Annotated in this window: 23 protein-coding genes and 1 riboswitch; of the genes, 9 read left to right on the forward strand and 14 right to left on the reverse strand. The window is 41.7% G+C overall.

Annotation, left to right across the window (positions count from 1 at the left end; all coding sequences use genetic code 11):
• Nucleotides 1-48: 48 nt before the first annotated feature.
• Nucleotides 49-1,338 carry an FAD-dependent monooxygenase gene (locus tag AC3ZVC_RS00580; RefSeq protein ID WP_490065800.1) on the reverse strand — a complete coding sequence of 430 codons (1,290 nt, stop codon included), beginning with the start codon at nucleotides 1,336-1,338 and terminating at the stop codon, nucleotides 49-51.
• 237 nt (nucleotides 1,339-1,575) lie between these two features.
• Between AC3ZVC_RS00580 and mnmH the strand changes: the two genes are divergently transcribed.
• A complete protein-coding gene (mnmH, locus tag AC3ZVC_RS00585) occupies nucleotides 1,576-2,634 on the forward strand; it encodes a tRNA 2-selenouridine(34) synthase MnmH (RefSeq protein WP_490065801.1) in 1,059 nt (352 codons plus the stop codon).
• Between the two features lie 148 nt (nucleotides 2,635-2,782).
• Complete coding sequence (locus AC3ZVC_RS00590) at nucleotides 2,783-3,103, forward strand: helix-turn-helix domain-containing protein (RefSeq protein ID WP_490065802.1); 321 nt, start codon at nucleotides 2,783-2,785, stop codon at nucleotides 3,101-3,103.
• Nucleotides 3,104-3,176: 73 nt separating this feature from the next.
• Here the strand turns inward: AC3ZVC_RS00590 and AC3ZVC_RS00595 are convergent, their stop codons facing one another.
• Together AC3ZVC_RS00595 and AC3ZVC_RS00600 are read right to left on the reverse strand one after the other, a co-directional pair.
• On the reverse strand, nucleotides 3,177-3,326 hold the full coding sequence (locus AC3ZVC_RS00595; protein ID WP_490065803.1) for an anti-repressor SinI family protein: 150 nt from the start codon (nucleotides 3,324-3,326) through the stop codon (nucleotides 3,177-3,179).
• Nucleotides 3,327-3,355: 29 nt separating this feature from the next.
• A riboswitch (cyclic di-GMP riboswitch) is annotated at nucleotides 3,356-3,446 on the reverse strand.
• 198 nt (nucleotides 3,447-3,644) lie between these two features.
• A complete protein-coding gene (locus AC3ZVC_RS00600; protein ID WP_490065804.1) occupies nucleotides 3,645-3,896 on the reverse strand; it encodes a hypothetical protein in 252 nt (83 codons plus the stop codon).
• A 276-nt stretch (nucleotides 3,897-4,172) separates the two neighbouring features.
• Here AC3ZVC_RS00600 and AC3ZVC_RS00605 point away from each other — a divergent pair, with 276 nt between their 5' ends.
• A complete protein-coding gene (locus AC3ZVC_RS00605) occupies nucleotides 4,173-4,514 on the forward strand; it encodes a helix-turn-helix domain-containing protein (RefSeq protein ID WP_490065805.1) in 342 nt (113 codons plus the stop codon).
• Between the two features lie 123 nt (nucleotides 4,515-4,637).
• On the opposite strand, the gene AC3ZVC_RS00610 is transcribed toward AC3ZVC_RS00605, so the two are convergent.
• From AC3ZVC_RS00610 to AC3ZVC_RS00620, 3 genes are all read right to left on the reverse strand, one after another.
• Nucleotides 4,638-5,552, reverse strand: a complete 915-nt coding sequence (locus AC3ZVC_RS00610) for a pseudouridine-5'-phosphate glycosidase (protein WP_490065807.1) — start codon at nucleotides 5,550-5,552, stop codon at nucleotides 4,638-4,640.
• A gap of 15 nt (nucleotides 5,553-5,567) precedes the next feature.
• Complete coding sequence (locus tag AC3ZVC_RS00615; RefSeq protein ID WP_490065809.1) at nucleotides 5,568-6,665, reverse strand: carbohydrate kinase; 1,098 nt, start codon at nucleotides 6,663-6,665, stop codon at nucleotides 5,568-5,570.
• Nucleotides 6,666-6,945: 280 nt separating this feature from the next.
• Nucleotides 6,946-8,331, reverse strand: a complete 1,386-nt coding sequence (locus AC3ZVC_RS00620) for an alanine/glycine:cation symporter family protein (RefSeq protein ID WP_490065810.1) — start codon at nucleotides 8,329-8,331, stop codon at nucleotides 6,946-6,948.
• 192 nt (nucleotides 8,332-8,523) lie between these two features.
• Here AC3ZVC_RS00620 and AC3ZVC_RS00625 point away from each other — a divergent pair, with 192 nt between their 5' ends.
• Both AC3ZVC_RS00625 and AC3ZVC_RS00630 read left to right on the forward strand, forming a co-directional pair.
• Entirely contained in the window at nucleotides 8,524-8,952 is a 429-nt protein-coding gene (locus AC3ZVC_RS00625; RefSeq protein ID WP_490065812.1) for a MarR family winged helix-turn-helix transcriptional regulator, read from the forward strand.
• Between the two features lie 54 nt (nucleotides 8,953-9,006).
• Complete coding sequence (locus tag AC3ZVC_RS00630) at nucleotides 9,007-10,203, forward strand: MFS transporter (protein WP_490065813.1); 1,197 nt, start codon at nucleotides 9,007-9,009, stop codon at nucleotides 10,201-10,203.
• Between the two features lie 603 nt (nucleotides 10,204-10,806).
• Here AC3ZVC_RS00630 and motB read toward each other — a convergent pair.
• The 6 genes from motB to AC3ZVC_RS00660 all read right to left on the reverse strand — a co-directional run bounded on the left by motB (nucleotide 10,807) and on the right by AC3ZVC_RS00660 (nucleotide 14,834).
• Nucleotides 10,807-11,604 (reverse strand): flagellar motor protein MotB, encoded by a 798-nt coding sequence (motB, locus tag AC3ZVC_RS00635; RefSeq protein ID WP_490065814.1) that lies wholly within the window; start codon nucleotides 11,602-11,604, stop codon nucleotides 10,807-10,809.
• On the reverse strand, nucleotides 11,597-12,391 hold the full coding sequence (motA, locus tag AC3ZVC_RS00640) for a flagellar motor stator protein MotA (protein ID WP_490065815.1): 795 nt from the start codon (nucleotides 12,389-12,391) through the stop codon (nucleotides 11,597-11,599). The genes motB and motA overlap by 8 nt, the downstream gene beginning before the upstream one ends.
• 146 nt (nucleotides 12,392-12,537) lie before the next feature.
• Nucleotides 12,538-13,059, reverse strand: coding sequence for a hypothetical protein (locus AC3ZVC_RS00645; protein WP_490065816.1), 522 nt, complete (start codon nucleotides 13,057-13,059; stop codon nucleotides 12,538-12,540).
• Nucleotides 13,060-13,208: 149 nt separating this feature from the next.
• Nucleotides 13,209-13,670, reverse strand: coding sequence for an STAS domain-containing protein (locus AC3ZVC_RS00650; protein WP_490065817.1), 462 nt, complete (start codon nucleotides 13,668-13,670; stop codon nucleotides 13,209-13,211).
• 56 nt (nucleotides 13,671-13,726) lie between these two features.
• Nucleotides 13,727-14,101, reverse strand: a complete 375-nt coding sequence (locus tag AC3ZVC_RS00655) for a DnaJ family domain-containing protein (RefSeq protein ID WP_490065818.1) — start codon at nucleotides 14,099-14,101, stop codon at nucleotides 13,727-13,729.
• 124 nt (nucleotides 14,102-14,225) lie between these two features.
• The gene (locus tag AC3ZVC_RS00660; RefSeq protein WP_490065819.1) at nucleotides 14,226-14,834 is read right to left on the reverse strand and encodes a peroxiredoxin; all 609 of its coding nucleotides are present in this window, start codon (nucleotides 14,832-14,834) and stop codon (nucleotides 14,226-14,228) included.
• A 162-nt stretch (nucleotides 14,835-14,996) separates the two neighbouring features.
• Here AC3ZVC_RS00660 and AC3ZVC_RS00665 point away from each other — a divergent pair, with 162 nt between their 5' ends.
• Nucleotides 14,997-15,185, forward strand: coding sequence for a hypothetical protein (locus AC3ZVC_RS00665; RefSeq protein WP_144542209.1), 189 nt, complete (start codon nucleotides 14,997-14,999; stop codon nucleotides 15,183-15,185).
• Between the two features lie 35 nt (nucleotides 15,186-15,220).
• On the opposite strand, the gene hutH is transcribed toward AC3ZVC_RS00665, so the two are convergent.
• Nucleotides 15,221-16,714, reverse strand: coding sequence for a histidine ammonia-lyase (hutH, locus tag AC3ZVC_RS00670; protein ID WP_490068771.1), 1,494 nt, complete (start codon nucleotides 16,712-16,714; stop codon nucleotides 15,221-15,223).
• Nucleotides 16,715-17,073: 359 nt separating this feature from the next.
• The gene (locus AC3ZVC_RS00675; RefSeq protein ID WP_490065820.1) at nucleotides 17,074-18,084 is read right to left on the reverse strand and encodes an STAS domain-containing protein; all 1,011 of its coding nucleotides are present in this window, start codon (nucleotides 18,082-18,084) and stop codon (nucleotides 17,074-17,076) included.
• Nucleotides 18,085-18,183: 99 nt separating this feature from the next.
• On the opposite strand from AC3ZVC_RS00675, the gene AC3ZVC_RS00680 reads away from it, so the two are divergent.
• The 3 genes from AC3ZVC_RS00680 to AC3ZVC_RS00690 all read left to right on the forward strand — a co-directional run bounded on the left by AC3ZVC_RS00680 (nucleotide 18,184) and on the right by AC3ZVC_RS00690 (nucleotide 23,494).
• On the forward strand, nucleotides 18,184-20,277 hold the full coding sequence (locus AC3ZVC_RS00680; RefSeq protein ID WP_490065821.1) for a DNA topoisomerase III: 2,094 nt from the start codon (nucleotides 18,184-18,186) through the stop codon (nucleotides 20,275-20,277).
• A 477-nt stretch (nucleotides 20,278-20,754) separates the two neighbouring features.
• Nucleotides 20,755-22,035: an MDR family MFS transporter gene (locus tag AC3ZVC_RS00685; protein ID WP_490065822.1), complete on the forward strand. Its 1,281-nt coding sequence runs from the start codon at nucleotides 20,755-20,757 to the stop codon at nucleotides 22,033-22,035.
• Between the two features lie 226 nt (nucleotides 22,036-22,261).
• On the forward strand, nucleotides 22,262-23,494 hold the full coding sequence (locus AC3ZVC_RS00690) for an aminopeptidase (RefSeq protein ID WP_490065823.1): 1,233 nt from the start codon (nucleotides 22,262-22,264) through the stop codon (nucleotides 23,492-23,494).
• Nucleotides 23,495-23,530: the final 36 nt, after the last annotated feature.

The following is a 23,530-nucleotide window of genomic DNA, read 5'->3' on the forward strand; positions in this document are numbered from 1 at the left end:
CTTTGAGTAAACGTACATATTCCTTTATCATCTTTGTCCAACCTTCTTTCAGCTTTTCCAAGGATAGTCGTCTTTATCTGTGTAAAAGTAATTCCTTTTTGCATTCGAGGAAAGGCCTCTATTTCTTGCAGGCAGCACTCCCGCCTGTACAAAACGGTCCAATGCCGATTCGGACCAGTACCCAAGCCCGGAGACATTCAGCATTTGTTTAAATTGAAGTGTCTTGTCCCTTTCAATTTGCTTCAATCCTTTCCGGCGAATTCCAGTAATGAATCGGTTGGAATAGGAGTAAACCAAAGCGGATAAGTGGCTGAGGCTGATCATTTTTTCAGCCCGCGGCTTTCGGACTTTTTCATACCACTTCAGCCTGCCGGGTGAAATTCTCCCGGTTGAATACATACTTTCATACAATTCCCCAAGGATATCAGCATCCTGGATGGCCATATTCATCCCCTCGCCGGCCATTGGATGAACCGTATGGGCGGCATCACCCAATATTGCGTACCTGCCATTCACATATTTATCAGCATAAAAAGCTGTCGGAATCATTAGCTGAATATCACTCCAATCCTTTAGCCTCGTTACGTACCCCTTCAAGTCCGGAAAAAGCTCCAGATAGTTTTGATGAAAATGGTCTATCCCCTTTGCGTGAAACTCCTTATAACTCCCCTTTGGAATCAGGTAGACAGACCTGACCTTAGCTTTGGGCAGCGGAAATAAACCAAGGAACCGTTCATCTTTTGAAATGATTTTTCCTTCATCCAGCGATTGAGGCCTTGGAAAAGTGACAGTCAAAAAATGATGGTTATAATCTATTTTTTTAATTTTGCTATTCATTTCTTTTCTGGTAATAGAGTTCCTGCCTTCTGCACCGACGTAGAAATCAGCCATTACAGAGAGCCTTTCCTTCCTATTCTTCCTCTCTACTATTAAACGCCCATCACAATAGCCTTTTCCGAAAGCGCCGGATAAGTACTGAAAGTTCGGATACTGCAGTGCCTGGCTGAGGAGAATTCTCTTCAGCTTTTCATGTTCGATCATAACGGCATAATCATAGTCTCCCGGCAGTATTCCATAGTCCATAAAAAACTCATTTTTTCCTTCCTCAAAGGCAATCCTGGAAAAAGAATAACCATTACATTGAATCTCTTTCAGAACATGAAGCTTCTCGAAAATTTGCAGGCTCTTCGGCTGCAGGAGCTCTCCTTTGTAAATGGAAGATGGCTCTTCAAGCTTTTCAATTACCATTACATCTATCTTCGACCTGGCAAGCTTCAGCCCGAGCGTCAATCCTCCAATCCCTCCTCCGACAACAGCTACCTCGGTATTCAAGGACATACTTCGCACCACCTTTGCCCTTTATTTATCCTCCTTTTTAAAAAGCAAAACCAATGGATATGCTGATATTACAGTGTTTGGAAAATTTTTATAAACCGTTCTAACGAAAAAAGGAGTATGATTAGGGAAGGCACCTTTATTTTCAAATTCCTATTTAATAGATAAAATAGAGACATACGAAATAATCTTTGATCCATCAAGGACAATCTATATAGCATTTAATTTGGAGGCATTTCTATGAGAGAAATAACTGTAGAACAATATATTCAAATGGATAAGGCAGTTCCGGTTGATGTAAGGTCTCCAATTGAATTTGAGGAGTGCAGCATTCCAGGAGCTGTGAATGTACCGCTTTTCACCAATGAAGAACGCGTGGAAATTGGTACTCTTTATAAAAAAGAGGGCTCTGATGCTGCTAAATGGAGAGCGATGGAAATGGTTTCACCCAAAATCCCATCCATGCTCGGGAAAATTCGGGACCTGAAAAATGAGGGCTACCAGCCTGTTATCTACTGCTGGCGCGGCGGCATGCGCAGTAAATCTGTAGCCACCTTTTTAACCTATGCAGGCGTGTCTTTCCCTCGTTTAGTTGGGGGATACAGAGCCTACAGGCAATATATTCTTGAAAACACAGCTGAGTTAATTCCAGATCAATCAGTTGTTTTGCACGGCATGACTGGCGTGGGAAAAACGGATGTACTGAAGGTATTAAACGAGAGAGGTTATCCTGTTATAGACCTTGAAGAAATGGCGGGACACCGAGGCTCGATTTTCGGCTCGTTTGGAATGGGTGAGGGCAGCAGCCAAAAAACCTTTGATGCGCTGCTGTATCAAGCACTTTCAGAGGTTAAGGGGTCTCCATATATCATTATGGAAGCAGAGAGCAAGCGAATCGGCAAGGTCGTTCAGCCAGATGAACTGCTGGATACGAAGAAAACAGGTATTCACATCGATATGTATGCAGGTATGGAGTCCCGTGTTCAGCGTATTCTCAGGGATTATGTTGAGCCCTATCAAAAGGAAGAATGGTTCAAGCCTAAAGTAAGCGAAAGCCTTATATTTATAAAAAAAAGACTCAAGGATCATGATATTCGTGCCCAGCTTGATGGAGCTGTTGAAAAAGAAAACTACCCACTGTTCATTAAGCTATTATTGGAACACTATTATGACCCCCGCTATGCCTTTAAGCAGCATGACTATGAAGGGCAGTTCCATCATGTTAACGCTGATGATGTTGAAGCAGCAGCTGAAAAAGTCATCAAAATCATTGAAACACAAAATGCTCCCGTCCTGTGACGTGGAGCATTTATTATAAAACTATCTATATAATTTGGTTATTGCTGTGGTATGATAATAACATTGAACAAATCGTTCTTTATATGGAACCTTTCTGTGAATTCTGCTATAATCATATTACATACAATAATAAGGTGTGTGAGATACAATGATCGGTGATCGTGTTAAAAAACTTCGCCAGGAAAAAAGAATGTCTTTATCAGAGCTTGCTGAACAGGCTGGTGTGGCCAAGTCTTACCTAAGCTCTTTAGAACGCAACCTGCAGACAAACCCATCCATTCAATTCCTTGAAAAAATTGCGGCCGTTTTGAATGTCCCAGTTGACCATTTAATCCATGAGCAAATAAACAAGGACGAGCTCGACACAGAATGGATGAAAATCGTAAAGGAAGCGATGGAATCCGGTGTTTCCAAAGAGCAATTCCGCGAGTTTTTGGATTTTAATAAGTGGAGAAGCGAACAGAAATAAAAATTTATAGAGCCTGAAATTTTTCAGGCTCTATTTATAAAAAACCCTTTACCATCACCTATAAAATTTGGTTTTACCGGGCCTTAGTTAAAACTTCCTTCACTTCATTTTTATGTAGAAATTCACGGATTTCCTCTTTTTCAAGGCCTAAGTTTTTTGCTTCCAAGATCAGCTGCATCCATTCCATATCAATTCCATCCATTTTTAAACCTATTGCCGCCACAACTATTCCCCCCAAAATACTATCGTATTCCAGGCAATCCAGCCATCCTAGTATTTCCCCTAATACCTTAGACCTGTGACTTTGCGTCCTCACCTTTCAATGAGTTTGCCTTTTTCTGTACCTTTTTACTTATCTTTTTCCTAATAAATGTATTCTACTATCATGATATTGATAATGTTGTCATAATATGTCAGCATCCTGCCTTTTTTAAAATATTTAATTAACTTATAATTCGACATATTCTTTTTAAATACTAGGTGCACTGGCCTAAATATTAAATGAGTTTTTCAAGACTTTGCCACTTCTAATAAAAAGATGTTACATATAGTCGAATTCTTTTTTTGTATAGTAAGAAAGTCCAATCCTTTTTTTAAAATTTTCATTAATTTGCTTAAATGAATTTTTTAATGGCTTATTCTTTCTGTAAATGACATGGATCGGCTCCATCGTCATGGCATCCAAAAAATCATTTTCAGTTAAATCATTTCCGCAGCAAGGACAGTGCCAATGCCCAATTTCACTGCTGCTGAAGGATGGGCTATCGCATTTATCACAGTTCTTTTGATACATAGAGCACCACCTAAAAACCTCCGTTCAGAATATTTAAGCTAAAATTAAAACAGAAATGAAATACTAGTCCTTTATAACGAACAGGTAATCTGAGTATAGTTCATATTATCTATTTTGCAAAATTCTAAAAATGGCTGTTTTTTCTCTAAAAAGAACACTTTTTGTTCTATTACTCTAAATACCTTCGTTTATCTCACTATTCCTTACTTTTTATTGAACGAAATGTTCGTTATAATGAATATATATATATATTTTTTTATAAGGAGCATTATGCCTATGGTAGGTAGACGCATTAAAAATTTGAGGATCAAAAGAGGGTATTCTATTAATGAACTCTCCGAAAAAGCCGAGGTATCCAAGTCTTATTTAAGCTACATTGAAAGAGGCATCCAAAAGAATCCCTCTTTGCAGGTACTATCAAGAATAGCAAAAACGCTTGATGCCAATCTTGAGGATTTATTGGAAGAAAATAAAGATATGATAGCCGATCTAACATCCCTGGATGAGGAATGGGTCAGCCTAGTAAGGGAGGCTATACGGCAGGGGATTACGAAGGCAGACTTTTCCTATTATTTAGAGTTTATTAAGTTCAAGAAAATGAATGAAGGGAAAGGATGATTGCTTTAATTTATGACGTACCCGCAGCGTCCTCCTCTATCTTTTAAACAGAACGGGCGGCTTATGTTGCTTAAATGAAAAAGCCAAGCCTATCATTAGCAGATAAAGCCTGGCTTCTCTTTCTTATTTATTATTCAGGCTGACGGCAATTTTAGAGCCAACCTCCGCATTATTCTTTACCAATGCAATATTGGCAGTCAGACTCGTACCTTCTGTTAATTCTTTTACCTTACCTAATAGAAACGGTGTTACTTTTTTACCAGCGATATTGTTTTCCTTCGCTTCTTTTAAAGCTGTTTCAATAACACTTGTAATAAATGCCTCTTCCATCGCATCTTTCTCAGGAATCGGGTTTGCAAGGACAACGCCGCCTTTTAGGCCAAGTTTCCATTTGGTACGGATCATTTCTGCCGCTTCCTCCGCACTGTCTACACGGTAATTTACGTTAAAAGGACTCGTGCGTGTATAGAATGCCGGCAAAACATCTGTTTCAAATCCAACAACCGGGACGCCATGCGTTTCCAAGTATTCAAGGGTTAATCCAATATCCAGGATGGATTTTGCCCCTGCACAGACAACAGCAACATTAGTTTGAGCCAGTTCCTTAAGATCTGCTGAAATGTCCATGGTGGTTTCTGCCTCGCGGTGTACCCCGCCAATTCCGCCTGTCACGAAGACTTCAATCCCTGCCAGCTGTGCGCAGATCATCGTAGCTGCTACAGTTGTTGCACCATTTCTCTTTTTCGCCACCAAAAATGGCAGGTCACGTCTGCTTGCCTTTTCTACATCCTTGCTTTGGGCCAGAAACTCCAGCTCTTCATCAGATAAACCGATTTTGATTTTCCCATTTAAAATCGCAATGGTTGCAGGCACCGCTCCATTTTTACGAATAATTTCTTCGACCTCTTTTGCTGTCTGAACGTTCTGCGGGTATGGCATACCATGTGAAATAATCGTTGATTCCAATGCAACAACCGGTTTATTTTCTTTCTTTGCTTTCAAAACTTCTTCTGAGTACTCGAGCCAATTTTCTAACATGATGTCACAATCTCCTTAGTTAAAATATTGTTTGAAGGTTTCCTGTAAGCGTGTATTATTAAGGTTTGGATTAACGGTTTCAAGTGATTGCAGCGCTAGCATTGAGCAGGCAATGCCAATTTTACAGGCATCCTCGGTATTCAAACCCTTCATATGAGCAAAAATAATTCCTGCTACAAGTGAATCTCCAGCACCTGTCACATCGGCAATTTTCACCTTTGGAGGTAGCAATACGCCCGCCTCTCCTTTGTTTGTAAAATAAATCAGCCCTTTATCACCCCGGGTAATGACAATTTTTTCCGCCCCTTTTTTCATCATTTTTTCTGCCGCTTTAAAAAAGTCTCCCTCACTGCTGATTTCCATCCCTGCCAAGGCCTCTGCCTCGTTTTTGTTAGCAATCAGCCAGGTAACACCATTCAGGTTCTTCGGCAGATTTTTTATTTTCGGAGCAGATACAGGCGTGATGCAAAGAGGTATGCTCTCTTCATCACATCTGGAAATAATCTGCTTTAGAACGGGTGGAGGGAAATTCGTATCAAGTATGACCATTTCGGAAGATGCAAGGTATCCCCACTTTCTCTCTACAAACTCCGTGTTGACGCTTTCATAAATAGACATATCTGCAAGAGCCACGGCCATTTCCCCTTCTTGGTCTAACACTGCCGTGTAAGTCCCAGTGGTAAGCCCTGACAAGGACAGAGAAGGTGTGATATCAACAAAAGCCTTTGTATACTCGAGCAGCCATTCCCCATCAGGGTCATCACCAACAACTGTCATCAGGCCAACATCACAGCCCAGCCTGCCAAGGTTCTCAGCAATATTGCGGGACACTCCTCCACAGGATTGCGAGCTTTCAGCGGGATTTGAAGTTCCATACTGAAGCTGCCCCGTCACCTGAATCTTTCTGTCAATATTGGAACCGCCAATACAAAGCACTTCTTTTTTCTCAGGAAGGACATAGGCTCTGCCCAAAATCTTTCCCTGCTTTGTAAGTGAAGAAATATATCCGGCTACAGCAGATCTGGAAAGCTTGGTCTTTTCAGCTAGATCATTCTGTGCGATAAAAGGATCCTCTTTAATAAGCTGCAAAATCAATGACTCTTTTTCGTTCATAATTAATCAGCCCTGTCGTAATAAACTTTTGTTTATATTATAAACTTTTGTTAATATGAAAAACAAGTGTTATTTTTCAAATAATTCTATAAACCAGTGACGCAACATTTTTATTCGCCTGTACACAAGGTTTGCAAAATTATAGGATTGTTCGCTAAATTTTCTTGCACCTTTCTTGATTAGCTAGTTTTCAGCTTTTTTTGTCAGGTCTGCAATTTGAAACAGCCGTCGTGCCCAATCAAATAAAAAAGCCTCCCGCCATTAGGCGGAAGACCATTTATTACGCTGCATGATCATCTTTTTTAATATCTTTTAAATAATATTGTTCAGATGTGAAGAATTCGTCTTTCAGCTGCTTGACTTCTTTGCTTAGAAGCAGGACAGCTAGGATGTTCGGTATCAGAATCATAGCAAGAGCCAGATCAAGGAATTGCCAGATGGTTTTCGCCGCTCCAACTGAACCGAGAACAATGGCACCAATGTAAACCACTTTGATGGCTTTTCCGGCAAAAGAGCCAAAAAGGAACTCGGCCATTTTCGAGCCATAAAAGACAACTACAATAATGGTTGAGATAACAAAGAATATTAAAGAAATCGCAACCAGTATTCCACCAAATGCACCGAAATATTGTGTGAAAGCTGCTGCTGTCAAGGCTGAAGGATCTTCCATTGCTCCTTCCCTTGTCCAAACGCCTGACGATAACACGACAAAGGCAGTTGCTGTACACACAATCAGTGTATCAACGACGATTCCAACAATTGCCCAAAAGCCCTGCCTTACCGGATGGTCCGTTGTAGCTGCAGCGTGGGCGATCGGTGCGGTTCCAAGTCCTGCCTCATTGGAATATAATCCTCGAGCAAATCCCCAGCGAATGATTTCACCAATAGCAGCCCCGGCAAATCCACCGATTGCAGACATTGGCTGGAACGCATAAGTGAAGATTAATTCCAACACTTCAGGAAGCTTGCCAAGATTCATAAATAATATAATTAGGGCACTGCCTACATAAATGAAAGCCATGAATGGAACAACAATCTCTGTGACTTTTCCGATTCTTTTAATACCGCCAAAAACGACTAATGAAACCAGAACAGCAACAGCAATTCCAGTATATAACCCGTTGATGCTGAAAGTTTCTCCAACTGCCGCGGCTACTGCATTCCCCTGAACCATAATGCTCGGAATCAGTTCTATCATGAGCGCAAAGGCAAAAATAACTCCAAGCCACTTCATATTGAGCCCTTTTGTCATATAGTACATCGGCCCGCCGACATATTCCCCTTCGTCATTTTTCTCACGGTACTTTACAGCCAATACACTTTCTGAGAATTTAATCGCCATACCAATCAAAGCAATGACCCACATCCAGAATACAGCACCGGGACCGCCAAACATTATCGCAGCCGGAACACCAACGATATTCGCAGCTCCTATAGTCGATGAAAGTGCAGAGGTCAATGCCTGTAGAGGTGTAACGGTACCCTTTCCTTTAGGCTTTTTAAAAATGCTTCCAAAGGTTTGCTTAAAAATATATACCGGGTAACGGAACTGAAAGAAACCTAGCAAAAAGGTTAAATATAAACCCGTTCCCGCTAATAATAGGATGATTGGGTAGCCCCACAGCCATCCTGAAACACTTGCAACGATCTCTAATAACTTGTCCAAAAAAATTTTCCCCCTTAGTTTTAAATACACAGCTGTCCCTACTGTTCTATTCCCTTTTATTTACCAGTTAAACATTGAGTTGGCTTAGGTTTACGAGAATGTAACTAAAGGGGGAATTCCGGTTGTGGCGGTAGACATTTTTTTGATTACCATGTATAGTTAGCTAGGTAACTATTTTAAGAAGGTGATTAAATGTATTCTAATCAAAGCGAATTTTTCCACTCCATAAATCAATTTACTCGCCATTTTTCTAAAGTACTTAATGAATGTTTAGTTCCGCTGGGTTTGTATGCTGCACAATGGACGATCATCTATCGCCTTAAAATAGGCGGTCCCAGCACGCAAAAAGAACTTTCTACCTATCTTGGCGTTGAAGCGCCAACAATGACTCGGACACTGGCCCGTTTAGAAAAATCCGGATGGGTTTCAAGAACAGCCGGCAAAGACAAACGCGAGAAAAAGATTACGCTGACCGAAGCAGCCATTCAAGAATATGACAATTGGCTCCAAGCCGTCCGCACAAGCGAAAGCACTGTTCTGACCAATATCACTGAAGAAGAAATCAACACCATGATCAGACTCATGGCGAAAATGAAAGAAAACATGGTACCAGGCACCTAGACCAGTTGAAGAAAGTGGTATAGGTACCTGGTACCAAATTGTTAGGAGGACAACATGAAGAAACAGCCGTTATGGACAAAGGATTTTTTGAGTATTTCTATTACTAGTTTTTTCTTATTTATGGGTTTTTATATTTTGCTGACAACGCTTCCCCTTTATATTTTGGATGATTTAAGCGGAGACGAGACACAGGTTGGTCTGATTATATCGGTATTCCTGATTGCCGCTGTGATCAGCCGACCATTTACTGGGAAGTGGATTGACGAGCTTGGCCGCAGGAAGATCTTGCTTGCTTCATTACTAGTCTTTGCAGTCTCATCCCTGCTTTACTTTTGGGCTGACTCCACGCCAACTCTGCTTGCACTGAGGTTCCTGCACGGAATCGGCTTTGGTATGGCAACGACAGCAACCGGAGCGATTGTCGCTGACATTGTTCCCAATGAACGGAGAGGCGAAGGGCTTGGCTATTATGCAATGTTTATGAATCTGGCCATGGTTATCGGGCCATTTGCAGGCTTGACGATTGTTCAATATGCCAACTTTGTATGGATTTTCGCTTTATGTACGGTTTTATCATTCATAGCGCTTTTATTGGGTGCTTTTGTAAACATTCCGCAAAGAGCCGGGAACGCTGTCAAGCATCCAAAATTTACTCTTTCAAGCTTGTTTGAGAAAAATGCAGTTCCTGTAGCAATTGCAGCAGGAATCCTGGCATTTGCTTACGCAGGAATTCTTTCCTTTATTTCTGTTTATGCCAAAGAGCTTGGCCTGCTTGAAGCTGCAAGTTTCTTTTTTGTGGTGTATGCTGCGTTCATTATCATGTCCCGCCCCTTCACAGGCCGCTGGTTTGATACTTATGGTGAAAATAAAGTCATTTATCCAGGCATTATCCTGTTTGCCGCCGGATTATTTTTGCTTAGCCAGGCAAACGGCACATTTTTGTTCCTGCTGTCCGGCGCAATTATCGGATTAGGCTACGGCACTATCGTTCCAAGCCTTCAAACAGTAGCGATCAAACAAGCCGATCCATCGAAAAGAGGCCTTGCTACTTCTACCTTCTTCACACTATTTGATACTGGGATTGGATTAGGCTCCTATGTTTTGGGAATACTCGCGGTTCAAACTGGATTTTCATCCCTATATTTCATGCTTGCGGGAGTTGCGCTGTTTGGCCTGTTCGTCTACTATTTGCTTCACGGGAGACAGAAAAAGCCAAATACAGTGCACTCTGAAGCTAATCTGCCGTTATAACTTGTATAGCTGCTTATTCCGGAAAAGAGCCCATTGCGGCTCTTTTTCTTTTATTGTTTGTCAACCCTTAATTGTGTATATTTTCTGAATATTTTATGTGTTTTTTGTGAAATCTAGCATATAATGTAATTAATATGTATGAATTTTTATGCCTTACTCCTCGAATAACACCTTACGAAGAGAATGCGAATGCCTTTTCGAAGATCTCGCTCCTTCCGCGCCAATAAACAACAGTGTAAAATCAAAATTAGCTTTACAACAGCTTTCTTAAAGGAGGTTAATAAATGACAATTGTTCATATTTTGAATTTCTCTATTCCTATTGCATGCGTCTTTCTTTTTGGTGTAATGGTTGACCGCATGTGCAAACCGGACGGATCTGAACAAGAGGCAAATGAATAAGGAATTTTTATTTTTGCAAAGCTGCTGAATATCAGCGCTTTTTGTTTTTTTTGACGTCCATACTGATATTTTAGTGAAAACCATTACATGCCCGCTGGAATTGAGATCTTTGCAAATTCAGGTATTTTATTAGTAACTTTTGAATACTAATAGCAATTTCAGTACCGCATTCACCCTTCACCCAAAAAAGAAACCAGCCCTGCTAGGACTGATTTCCCGTTCTCGGCAATATTAAAATTTCTACCCGTCTGTTTTTGGCTCTGCTATCTTTTGTTTTATTGTCGGCAACCGGCTGAAATTCGCCAAATCCCTTTGCGCTGAACCAGCGTGGGTCCAATTTATCATGATGAAGGATAATTTTCATAAAGTTGACCGCCCGCATTACACTCAGTTCCCAGTTAGATTCAAAGCGGGAATTACGGATTGGAACATTGTCTGTATGTCCGCTGATAATGATATTCCGAGGCGGATCCATGACGAGGAGCTCTGCTATTTCATTAGCTATTATTAAATCCTCTGTCCGAACCTCAGCACTTCCTGAGCTAAATAGGACATTATCTCTGATTGAAACAAGCAGCCCCTCTGTGGTTAAAGAAGTCTCCAACTTTTCTGCCAGATTCTTGTTCTCTATAAATGCATTCACTTTTTGCTGAAGGGCGGCCAATTCTTCCTGGTCTGCAGCCTGCTTCAGCTGCTCTTTTTCCAGCTTATCAAGCGCAGCCATTCCCTCCAGATCCTTGCTCTGTTTCTCTAATATAGCATCTGGTGATTGCATTTGGCCTTCAGGCATCGGGCTTGGAAATTCCAAGACACCTGTGCCGCCAGTAAAAACGTCATTGAATGCTTTCGATAACTTCTGAAACTTTTGTGCATCAACTGAACTCATGGCGAACAGAACAATAAAAAGAGCAAGCAGCAGGGTTAAAAGGTCAGCATATGGCAGAAGCCAGGATTCATCCACATGCTCATCGTGATGCTGCTTCTTTTTACGCCTACTCATCCTTGGCCACGCTGCTTTCTTCAAGGAATTTTCTGCGTTCTCCTGATGGAAGATAAGAAGCCAATTTTTGTTCAATTATCCGCGGTGCTTCGCCTTCCAGGATGGACAGGATTCCTTCAATCATCATGCTTTTCAGCTTTGCTTCCTGTTTAGATTTTCTCTTTAGCTTGTTGGCAAAAGGATGCCAAAGTACATATCCAGTGAAGATCCCCAGCAAAGTTGCAACGAATGCCGCACTAATGGCATGGCCCAAGCTGGTGGTATCATTCATATTGCCCAATGCTGCAATCAATCCAATAACAGCCCCCAACACTCCCAGAGAAGGAGCATACGTGCCTGCCTGACTGAAAATCAAAGCCCCTGATTGGTGCCTTTCTTCCATGGCATCAATTTCTTCGCTTAGCACATCACGGATGTAGTCAGCGCTTTGACCGTCAACGGCTAGAGATAATCCATTTTTTAAGAAGGTGTCTTCAATTTCATTGGTTTTAACTTCAAGGGCAAGCAGTCCTTCTTTTCTTGCAAGCTGAGCCCACTCTGAAAACATTTTGATCATTTCAGTAGGATTCATGAGCTTTTCTTCTTTAAATAAGACTGCAAATAACTTTGGTACCCTTTTTATTTCACTCGTTGGAAAAGCAATGGCAACAGCTGCTGCCGTTCCCAAAATGATAATCAGGATAGCTGCAGGGTTAAGGAGAACTGCCGGACTTACCCCTTTATAAATCATCCCTACTCCAACCGCTATAAATCCCAAAATTATTCCTATTATCGTTGTTTTATCCATGCATGCCACACCTATCTATGTAGTCTAAGAAAACGGTATTTCCACTTACTATTAATTTCGGATACTTTTTACAGTTCTTTAGGAAAAATCCCTTATAAATATAATAGGACAGGATCAAATAGTCCCTGTCCTGTAAACGCATTTTTTTAGATCCAGCGGCAGCCGCAATGCCTTCTGCGTCTTCTGTCGTCATCCTCTGCACCGCGGACTCTGTCACCTCTGCAGCCTCTTCCTGTTCCGGCTAAATCTCTGTTGTACCATAAGTCACCGGCGCCTGCTATATCGTGATGACGTCTTCTTCTGCGGTCATCTTCTGCTCCGCCAACATTATTACCGCAACCGAAATGTCTTCTGCGGTTATCTTCCACTCCTGCTACATCGTCATCACGGCGATGATGTCTTCTGCGATCGTCTCGGCGGTCATCTCGATCGTCTCGGCGATCATCTCGACGGTCGTCTCTCCGATCATCCCGACGGTCATCTCGGCGATCATCCCGACGATCTTCCCGGCGATCTTCCCGACGGTCGTCTCTCCGATCATCTCTACGGTCGTCTTTCCGATCATCCTCACCACGTCTATCATCTTCATCCCTTACAACAACTTCATCCGCACGGATTACTACTTCATCCGCATTGATCTCAAATCTTCTTCTCCAATTTCTTGACATATAAATACCTCCTTTCTCCTGGATACTATAGAATATGTTTTTGTGGAGATTTCCGCATGGACAAATCCCCAGACTGACAGAAATTGTGCATGTCATTAATATAAAAATAAAAAAACTCCTTTCCTTTTTAGGAGAGAAGTTATCCTGAACTATATTTTTTGAAAAACTAAATTATTGATCTTCATCAAGTGCTTTAATGCAGCCTGGAATGTGGCATGTGTTTCCGCATTAAGCTCAATGCCGGATAAGACAATTTCCTTTATTAACTGAGGCGTCATACCGACAAAATAAGGTTTAACACCCATTAGATGGATTGATTCTGTCAGATTTCGGACTTGCTGGCCCAATTCAACAAGGCACATCTTCTCAATTCGCTCGCCCGTAATATCAGTAAAATCGATGATGGCAAACTCTATATCATGATCTTTAATATGGTTTAGTATTTTTACTGTAATCTTTTCAAACCTTTCTGCCATGAGAAGGCCAGTTATCGGAACCAAAATAGTTTGCGGAACAATCGATGGAATGATTGGTGCAGTCATATCGGCGATGGCTGCTTCGTATTCTTCTACTCTTTTTTCAAGAAACTTTATATATTCATCTTTATTCATGGTTACTCCTTAATTGTTTCGTCATGCCTATCAGGGGAACTGTTAGGCGGGCAGCATTAAAACAATTTACTGTTTATTTTTTCTTCGTAGTTTTTAAAAATCGACGAATTGGTATTTTGTCTTCTTTTCGACATCATGCTATTAAAACGAAGCATTTTTTCATTCAGCTTCTGCTGTAATTCTTTCTTTTCTACACTATTCTCACACTTTTTGATTAAGTCTTCAATTGTGAGCATTTCCTGTTTAATCTGGCTTTCTTCCTCGGTATAGCCTGCATTTTTTAGAATGCGGTAAGCCATTCGCAGATTCTCCGGCACTGATGCGAGCTCATCAAAAGGAAGCGGCTTTCCATAACCAGGCAAATTGTCAAACTCACCATCTTTGTATGCCTTTTTAATCCGATCCTCTGACATAATGGTAAAGAAGTCCATTCATAAGTTCCCCCTTTACATAATTTGTTACTTCTTATTATATATTTTAAGCTCTGCTTATTAAAGGAATTATATTTTTTAGAAGCCTACGAAAAAACAAGAGAAAGCTTCCACCTCCTCCTGCTTAGATCTTACCTATTAAATTCGGATCCCGGTTGATGCCAGGCTGGCCAGGCTGCCAGTTGGCAGGTACTCCCTGCCCTGTCTGCTGGGCGTATTGAATGCCCTGCATCATTCTGACATGTTCATGAAGATTCCGGCCAACTTCCCCTGGGTAAATTAATTTTGCAGAGATGATCCCATTTGGATCAATAAAAACGGAAGCTCTTACAGCTGCCCCAGACTTTTCATCCAGAACCCGGTATGATCTGCTGATCGTATGTGTCCTGTCACTTACCATTGGAAAATTCACATTTTTTAAAGATGGAGAGGTCTCCTTGAATACTTTGTGGGAATACACACTGTCCGTACTAATGGACATGACTTCACAGTTGAGTGCTTTTAAGTAAGGATTAACAGCGGCGACCGCCGCCAATTCTGTCGGTCAAACAAATGTAAAGTCGCTTGGATAAAAAAACAGCAGTACCCACTTACCCTTATAATTCTCTAAATTGATTTTTTTTATTTGATTATCAATAATGGCATCAGCAGTGAAAACCGGAGCGCGGTCTCCACGGCTTGCGCAAAAAACCGCTGGGCTTGCAGCGACGGCTGCGTTAAATTCATTCACCATTCCGTTGCTCCCTTCATACTTCAATATCCACCATATATACTTATGCTTTTAAAAAGGAAAATGAACGCGAAAGAATGAAAATAAGCTGCCATACATAGTCCTTAAACTCGGGGGGGAAAATAGTGAAAGACCCGTAACCTTAAAGATGAAAGGAGCATTACCATGTCACGTGGAGTACATTTTAACCATAAAAGAAAGCACCATCCTGGGAATTTCCCCGAACATACAATGGTAGAGCAGCATACAACCGAAGCTCAGGAAGATGAGGAATTAATTGTTACACAAGAAGCATTTAAAAACCGCTTTGAAGAAGATGAAGCAAAAGAGCTAGAAGATCGGGCTAAGGAATAAGAATCAGGGTCTGAAAAATTTCAGACCCTGATTTTTTATATTGCTTCAATATCAAATTTTTTCAGCCAGGAAGCACATGACTCAATATCCTTTGAGAAAATGCGATCCTTTGTAATGGAAGGGACTATTTTTCTGGCTTCTTCATAGAATTTCTTTGTTTTATCAGCCATTTTCTCTTGTCCGCGGTATTCTGCTGCCTGAAGGGCGCAAATTAATTCAATGGCAAGGACTTTATTAACATTTTGGATAATTTGATACGCATGCCTTGACCCGATTGTTCCCATGCTGACATGGTCTTCTTGATTACCGGAGGAAGGAATGGAATCTACACTTGCCGGATGTGCAAGTGTCTTATTTTCCGATACAAGAGACGCCGCCACATACTGGAGAATCATTGCGCCTGATTGCAGTCCTGGTTCAGGGCTTAAAAATGGCGGCAGATCACTTAGCTGCGGATTTACAAGCCTTTCAATTCTGCGCTCAGAGATATTAGCGAGTTCAGCGACAGCTATTTTCATAAAATCCATTGCGAGCGCAATCGGCTGGCCGTGAAAATTCCCCCCGGAAATGACGCTTTCTCCATTATCAAAAATGAGCGGATTATCTGTTGCTGCGTTCATCTCGATCTCAAGCTTTTCTTTTACATAATCAAGCGCCTGCCAGGATGCACCGTGCACCTGAGGTATGCACCGGATTGAATAAGCATCCTGAACTCTAATCTCTCCCTGCCTTGTGATCAAACTGCTGCCTGAAAGATATTCACGAATCCTCCTCGCTGTATCCACTTGCTGCTGGTAGCCTCTAGCCTGATGGACATTTTCATCAAAGGCGTCAATAATTCCATTTAAGCCCTCCATTGTCACAGCGGCAATCAATTCACTTTGATAAGCCATCCTTTCTGCTTCAAGATAAGCTACAACACCCATTGCCGTCATGGCCTGTGTACCATTGATAAGCGCAAGGCCTTCCTTGGCTTCCAATTTTAGCGGTGCTATTCCTTCTTGCTCAAGAACTTCCATTGCAGGCTTCCTTTCACCCCTGTAAAATACCTCTCCCTCTCCAACTAAGACCAGAGCTAAATGGGAAAGAGGCGCCAAATCGCCGCTTGCACCAAGCGACCCCTGCTGTGGAATAACTGGATGGATATTTTTATTAACCAGCTCAAGCAGTGTCTCAATAACTGTTGGGCGAACCCCTGAAAACCCTTTTAATAATGCATTGGCTCTTAATAGCAGCATTGCTCTTGATACCGGCTCAGGAAATGGCTCTCCGACACCGCATGCATGCGAACGGATCAGATTCAATTGAAGATCCTGTACGTCCCCCTGGTCAATGAGCACATCGCTGAACTTTCCAAAGCCTGTATTAATGCCGTAGATTACCTTTTCTTCACTGACAATTTTTTTTACTGCTGCATGGCTGTTTTTGACACTCTCCATACTTTCTTCGGATGCTGCCGCTTGTTCTCCTTCATATAAGACTCTATTGATATCCTCCAAAGTGAGCTGGTTCCCATTTAAAATAACCACTTTATTTTCCCTCCCCTGTGTTATAGTCATCAAAGATCCTGTTAAATTTTCCATTTCATATCCTCCCCGGTACATTAGCGAAATAAAGAAAAGGCTGTATTTCAAACACAGGTTTGAAATACAGCCTTTTTAAAAAGATTATTCGCAGCGAAATTTTTTGGGTGTTTCATGGTCATCAGTCCAATATCTATATATTTTCTGAATATAATTAATTTTATGTGTCCTAAAGAGTGTTGTCAATTATTTTTTACCAGTTTTTAACAAATTAGATTATTAGAATGGTAATACAGTAAAGCGTTTATAACAATTTTTCATCTAAAAAAGAGCCTGCAATCCAGCAAGCTCTTCTCTCTCTAATATTATTCTTTGTTTTCAATCCCTTGCCTTCTCAAGGCCTGCTTTAATGTACTGTAAGTATCTATACCTGTAAAGTCCAAACCCAATTGGATAGAGGTCTGGGCAACTTCAGGGCGAATGCCGGAAATGGTTGACCTTACACCCAGCAGCTTTAATCCAGTTGTGAGTGAAAATATTTGATGGGCTACCATCGTATCAATAATGGCAACACCCGATAAATCAATAAATAGGTGCTCTATGTTTTCCTTTGCACATTTTTGCGGGATTTGCTCCAGAAGCAATTGGGCGCGCTCAGTGTCAATATCGCCGATCAGCGGCAAAACCGCAGTTGAATCTTTAATAGGAATAACTGGGGACCCCAGTTCGTTAATAAGATTTTGCTGGGCGATAAGCCTTCTATTTGTAAGGTTATAGTACTTCTCCGTAAACTTATTAATTAACTGATCGAATGCTGTATTAATGATGGAACTCCACTTCAATACATCGTCTGTAGAAATATCATCCTGATTTTCCTTTATAAACTTTTCAACAAAATGCCAAAAGGTTTCTCTTACATTGCTTAAAGCTTCAAGGACTTCATAAATAGGCGTATCTGATTCGATTCTGCTTTCCGCTACTGTGCTCGCCCACCTCTCCCTGTTTTCGGCGAATTGCTTCTCGTCCTCCAGCAGAGCAGTAGAAACGGTATAGTTAGTAAAAGCGTTTTGTTCCCGCAGCAATCTCTCGTAAGCCGGATCTGCATCGGCTGAGTATATCGAATTTTCCTGTTTTTCTCTCATAGAAAGCCACTTGTCAGTAATGTTTTTTGAGTTGGCTTGAATAAAATCAAATAGTCTTCTGTTTTTTGAATCCATAATTTCACCTTGTCTTTCCATTTGTAAAGATACTGGTAATTTCATTGTAAAATGAATGGACTTTAAATTGAAAGCAATACACCTTATGCCGCCTAACTTATCTTTCCAAACCAGTGGAACGTTTATATCTTTTCTTTGAGGATTACCTATCTTGTTCAATAAAGATAGCCCCCTCCATTACAAATTTTGTTGCTTTTCCGCTATACTGAGTAAGGATAGAAAAAGATTGCGGTCTTGCCGTAATCGAAAGGAGTTACGATGAAATCACTTGTTCTTGCAGAAAAGCCCAGTGTTGCACGTGAACTTGCAAGGGTGCTGGGCTGCCGGCAATCACATAAAAGCTATATAGAAGGCGACAAATTTGTCGTTACTTGGGCTCTGGGACATTTAATCGAATTAAAGATGCCCGAACACTATGACAGCAAATATAAAACATGGAAGCTGGAGGACCTGCCTATCATCCCAGAGCAAATGGGGCTAAAGGTGATGAAGCAGACAAGCCACCAGTATAAAGCGATTGAAAACCTGGCAAAACGAAAGGATATCAATGAGGTCATTATTGCAACGGATGCAGGCCGGGAAGGTGAGCTTGTCGCTCGCTGGATACTGGAAAAAATCCGCTGGCGCAAACCAATCAAACGTCTATGGATCTCCTCTGTTACAGATCGCGCTATCCGGGATGGCTTTAAAAACCTGAAGCCGGGGAAGCAATTTGATGATCTATATGAATCCGCAGTCTGCAGGGCAGAAGCCGATTGGCTCATTGGCTTAAATGTAACAAGAGCCCTGACAACCAAATATAAGGATCCTCTTTCTGCAGGAAGGGTGCAGACACCGACTCTGGCTCTTATTATGGAAAGGGAAAAAACCATTCAAAAATTTGTTCCTAAAGAGTACTGGACCATTCGTGCCCAGGTAGGGCCTCTTCAGGCTGATTGGGAAAAAAACAGTGAAAAACGCGTTTTTTCAAAAGAAACAGCTGATAAAATCGTCTCTAAAACAGAAGGGCAAAAAGCCGTTATCCACTCCATAAACCGGAAGGAAAAAACGGAGCCGCCGCCGCTTCCTTATGATTTGACCGAGCTGCAGCGTGATGCCAATAAACGTTTTGGCTTTTCGGCCAAGAAAACATCAAATGTGCTGCAGAAGCTTTATGAACAGCATAAGCTTGTCACATATCCGAGAACAGATTCCCGTTATTTGACCAAGGATATGGAAGCAACAATGATTGACCGCCTCCATGGCATTGCCGCTTCCTATAAAGATGAAGTACGGCCGATACTGGCCAATCAGGGAAAGGTACTTGCAAAGCGGGTCTTTAACAATGAAAAAGTCACAGACCACCATGCCATCATTCCGACGGAGGAACGTGTCCATCTAGGAGATTTGTCCACAGATGAGCGAAAGTTGTATGAGTTGATTCTGCGCAGATTTCTGACACTTTTCCATAATCCTTATAAGTATGAAAGCATTCATGCCATTATTGAAGTAAGCGGCGAAACCTTTACAGCCAGAGAAACGGCTGTTGTCGATTTAGGTTATCGCAAAGTTGAACGGAATACAGATGAGGAAACAGTAAAACAAAGCCTTAAAAATATTTCAAAAGGCCAATCCTTTACAGTTCAAGCAGCAGAAGCTGCCGCCAGGCTGACCGAACCGCCGCTCCGTTATTCAGAAGCGGACATTTTGACCCAAATGGAAAAATACAGCCTTGGTACCCCTGCAACAAGAGCAGAAATTATTGAACGCTTGTTGGAGACGGAAGCAGTGGAACGGCAAAATGGCCGCCTTTATCCAACCAAGAAGGGCAAGCAGCTCATGGACCTTGTAAATGATGACTTAAAATCACCTGAACTGACTGCCAAATGGGAACAGAATTTAGAAAAAATTGCACGCGGAAAAGCAGACCCAAAAGAATTCCTGAAGAATATCCGCAAGCAGACAAGGACATTGGTATCCGAGATTAAAAAGAGCGATAAGTCTTATCGAGCCCATAATCTGACAGGCTCGAAATGTCCCGAATGTGAGTCCTTCCTGAAAGAGAGAAACACAAAGGATGGGAAAATACTGGTCTGCTCCAATCTGGAGTGCAGTTTCCGAAAGAGGAAGGATCCCAAGCTTTCGAACCGCCGCTGCCCTCAATGCCGCAAAAAAATGGAAATCCACCAGGGCAAAGCAGGTGCATACTTCCAATGCCGACCATGCAACGTCGTTGAAAAAGCCCAGGACAAGAAAAAAGCAGTTAATAAACGCGAAGAGCGCAAACTTGTCCAAAAATATACCCAAAAGGAAGATTCCTTTGGAACAAGCCTTGGTGATTTGCTGAAGGCTGCTATGGAAGATAAAGATTAAAGTTTGGCCCCCGGCTGATGCCGGGGGTTTTACATTTTGATCCCCGATAACTGTTTAGCTTCGGCTCTCATGGACTATATGTACTTTCCCTCACCTAATCTGTGAAACCCACCGCCGATCAGACAGAGTTTTTTCGCAAACATTGTTGCTTTTTTAACAATAAATAAGGTTGGTTGATTGGAGCGCAAGGTGCGAGACTCCTGCGGGAGGAGTGGGACAGGTGAGACCCCACAGGTGCTGCGCGCCGAGGAGGCTCACCGCCCGCCCCGCGGAAAGTGAGCATCCTGGAGCGGAAATCAACCTCTCCACACTCTTTGTTTTTTAATCACAAAATCATAATAAAACAACAATCTTTTAGAAAAGAGCCATGTGAAAAGGCCAAACCCAATGCGGTTTAGCTTTTAAAAACATCTTGTATTTTGTTCAAACTTGGTAGTATGATAGCGTTATTCTGATAATCGAAGTTGGGGAAACAGCATGAGAATAAGAGATTGGGATAAGAATTTAAAGGTGCGATTATTTGGGGAAGCGCTAATGAATATTACATTTTGGATGTTCTTCCCGTTTTTAACGATATATTTTGCGGATGAATTCGGAAAAGACAAAGCCGGGTTACTGCTCATTTTTTCGCAGGTTTTTTCTGTGCTGGCCAACTTAATGGGAGGTTATTGTGCCGATCGATTCGGGCGAAAGAAAATGATGGTTCTTTCAGCCTTTGGGCAGGGAGTATCCTTTTTCGTTTTCGCCTTCGCGAGTTCTCCCTGGCTGGATTCTCCTGTGCTTGGCTTTGTCTGTTTTGCTCTAGTGGGTGTCTTCAGTTCATTTTATTGGCCGGCAAGCCAGGCGATGGTAGCAGATGTGGTGGATGAAAAAGATCGTAGCCATGTATTTGCTATCTTTTACACATCGATTAATATAGCTGTTGTTGTGGGGCCAATCCTGGGAGCTATCTTTTATATTCATTACCGCTTTCAGCTTCTTATAGCCGCTGGCCTTATCTGTATACTTTTAGCCATTATTCTTGGAAAGTGGACAAGGGAAACAGCTCCTAAGCAGTCTTATGTATTGAGCGAAAAAGGCAAGTGGTATTCCTTTTTATTAAAGCAAGTGAAGGATTATGGCATTATTTTCAGTGATAAAACGTTTCTTTTGTTTATTATTGCTGGGATTCTGGCAGCGCAAACCTTTATGCAGCTTGATCTATTAATACCTGTCTATGCAAATGACTTTGTTAAAAATCAGCAGCTCTTTAAATGGGGGAAATGGTCTTTTCATGTCCATGGAGAGCAGGCCTTTGGAATTCTGCTTTCCGAAAACGGCTTTCTGGTAGCTCTATTTACCGTTGCCGTAACGAAAATGATGCTAAAATACAAGGAAAGAAATGTCTTTATCTTATCTTCGCTCACATATGCTGCGGCCATTATTATGTTTGGCCAAACACAATGGATTTGGGGATTAATCCTGGCAATGGCTGTTTTTACACTAGGCGAATTAATGACCGCTGGCCTGCAGCAGAGCTTTGTATCAAAAATTGCCCCTGAGCAGATGAGGGGCCAATATTTTGCTGCAGCCTCCCTCCGATTTACCATCGGGAAGACCATTGCTCCTATATCCATTCCGCTAACGGTCTGGATCGGCTATGATTGGACATTTATCATCCTGGCTTTCCTGGCCTTATTAAGTTCATTCTTATATTGGCTGATGTTTGCACTTCCCGAAAGGAGCAGGACAGTTAATCCTGAAAAGGAATCTGTATAAGATTCCTTTTTTTATTTTAGCTCTTTTATAGCCAATTGGATTTAGCACTGTGTTAAGTGGAGTGGAGATCAATACCCAAGTTAAATAGAGCCTTTATTATTATCCAATTTCAGTCCTGAGATGGAGAAAGCAGGTTCTCCGGAATGGTTTTAAATTCAATATGTTTCTTTTTCTGAACAGAAAAGCTACAATTGATAATGAAGATTCTGACAAAGGAGAATACATAATGAGTAACTTTCAAACTAATTTAGAGAAGTACGCTGAGCTGGCTGTTAAGGTTGGCGTGAATGTCCAAAAGGGCCAGACGCTTGTTGTTAACACAACGCTTGATGCAGCAGAATTTGTCCGTGTGGTTGTAAAAAAAGCTTATGAAGCAGGTGCACACAATGTTGTTGTAAACTGGAGCGACGACACGGTTACACGCACAAAGTATGACCTGGCTCCTGATGAGGCTTTTTCAGAGTACCCGGAATGGCGTGCAAAAGAAGTAGAAGATTTGGCTGAAAAGGGCGCGGCATTTATGTCTATCGTATCAGCAAGCCCTGATTTGCTGAAAGGCGTCAAATCAGAACGGATTGCCAACTTCCAAAAGGCTGCAGGAACGGCGCTTGCGAAATACCGCAAGTTTATTCAATCCGATAAAGTCAGCTGGACTGTAATTGCTGCGCCATCTCCAGCATGGGCAAATATGGTATTTCCTGACGCACCAGCGGAATCCAGAGTGGAAATGCTTTGGGATGCTATTTTTAAAGCAACTCGAACAGATCTGGACAATCCCGTTGAAGCTTGGAAAAAGCACGATGAAACACTTCATGAAAAAGTGGATTATCTGAACAGTAAGCGTTATAAGAAGCTTCACTACAAAGCTCCCGGAACTGACCTTACAATTGAACTGCCAAAAGGCCACTTATGGGTTGGAGCAGGCAGTGTAAATGAACAGGGACATGAATTCATGGCAAACATGCCTACAGAAGAAGTATTTACCGTTCCTTATAAAACTGGTGTTAACGGCACAGTTTCCAGCACAAAGCCATTAAGCTATGGCGGAAACATCATCGATAACTTCAGCCTGACATTTGAAAATGGACGCATTGTGGATGTAAAAGCAGAAGAAGGCGAAGAAATTCTTAAGCAGCTTGTTGAAACGGATGAAGGCTCGCACTACCTTGGTGAAGTAGCCCTTGTTCCTTACAACTCGCCAATTTCCCAGTCAAACCTGCTTTTCTATAACACTTTGTTTGACGAAAATGCATCCAACCATCTTGCTATCGGCAGTGCATATGCATTCTGTATTGAAGGCGGAAAGAAAATGTCCAGCGAGGAACTGGCGGAAAACGGCTTGAACGAAAGCTTAACACATGTTGATTTTATGATTGGCTCTGCTGAAATGGATATCGATGGCATCACCGAAGACGGCAATGCTGAACCCGTATTCCGAAAAGGCGATTGGGCTTTTTAAGGATAATTCAAGATTATCATTTCAATAAAAAAATCA

This window comes from Cytobacillus sp. C11.1 (assembly GCF_058145115.1).

Excerpts from the sequence above, each read along its gene's own strand:
- AC3ZVC_RS00580 (WP_490065800.1), bottom strand. The coding sequence starts at position 1,338 with ATGTCCTTGAATACCGAGGTAGCTGTTGTCGGAGGAGGGATTGGAGGA.
- mnmH (WP_490065801.1), top strand. The coding sequence starts at position 1,576 with ATGAGAGAAATAACTGTAGAACAATATATTCAAATGGATAAGGCAGTT.
- AC3ZVC_RS00590 (WP_490065802.1), top strand. The coding sequence starts at position 2,783 with ATGATCGGTGATCGTGTTAAAAAACTTCGCCAGGAAAAAAGAATGTCT.
- AC3ZVC_RS00600 (WP_490065804.1), bottom strand. The coding sequence starts at position 3,896 with ATGTATCAAAAGAACTGTGATAAATGCGATAGCCCATCCTTCAGCAGC.
- AC3ZVC_RS00605 (WP_490065805.1), top strand. The coding sequence starts at position 4,173 with ATGGTAGGTAGACGCATTAAAAATTTGAGGATCAAAAGAGGGTATTCT.
- AC3ZVC_RS00610 (WP_490065807.1), bottom strand. The coding sequence starts at position 5,552 with ATGTTAGAAAATTGGCTCGAGTACTCAGAAGAAGTTTTGAAAGCAAAG.
- AC3ZVC_RS00615 (WP_490065809.1), bottom strand. The coding sequence starts at position 6,665 with ATGAACGAAAAAGAGTCATTGATTTTGCAGCTTATTAAAGAGGATCCT.
- AC3ZVC_RS00625 (WP_490065812.1), top strand. The coding sequence starts at position 8,524 with ATGTATTCTAATCAAAGCGAATTTTTCCACTCCATAAATCAATTTACT.
- AC3ZVC_RS00630 (WP_490065813.1), top strand. The coding sequence starts at position 9,007 with ATGAAGAAACAGCCGTTATGGACAAAGGATTTTTTGAGTATTTCTATT.
- motB (WP_490065814.1), bottom strand. The coding sequence starts at position 11,604 with ATGAGTAGGCGTAAAAAGAAGCAGCATCACGATGAGCATGTGGATGAA.
- motA (WP_490065815.1), bottom strand. The coding sequence starts at position 12,391 with ATGGATAAAACAACGATAATAGGAATAATTTTGGGATTTATAGCGGTT.
- AC3ZVC_RS00645 (WP_490065816.1), bottom strand. The coding sequence starts at position 13,059 with ATGTCAAGAAATTGGAGAAGAAGATTTGAGATCAATGCGGATGAAGTA.
- AC3ZVC_RS00650 (WP_490065817.1), bottom strand. The coding sequence starts at position 13,670 with ATGAATAAAGATGAATATATAAAGTTTCTTGAAAAAAGAGTAGAAGAA.
- AC3ZVC_RS00655 (WP_490065818.1), bottom strand. The coding sequence starts at position 14,101 with ATGGACTTCTTTACCATTATGTCAGAGGATCGGATTAAAAAGGCATAC.
- AC3ZVC_RS00665 (WP_144542209.1), top strand. The coding sequence starts at position 14,997 with ATGTCACGTGGAGTACATTTTAACCATAAAAGAAAGCACCATCCTGGG.
- AC3ZVC_RS00680 (WP_490065821.1), top strand. The coding sequence starts at position 18,184 with ATGAAATCACTTGTTCTTGCAGAAAAGCCCAGTGTTGCACGTGAACTT.
- AC3ZVC_RS00685 (WP_490065822.1), top strand. The coding sequence starts at position 20,755 with ATGAGAATAAGAGATTGGGATAAGAATTTAAAGGTGCGATTATTTGGG.
- AC3ZVC_RS00690 (WP_490065823.1), top strand. The coding sequence starts at position 22,262 with ATGAGTAACTTTCAAACTAATTTAGAGAAGTACGCTGAGCTGGCTGTT.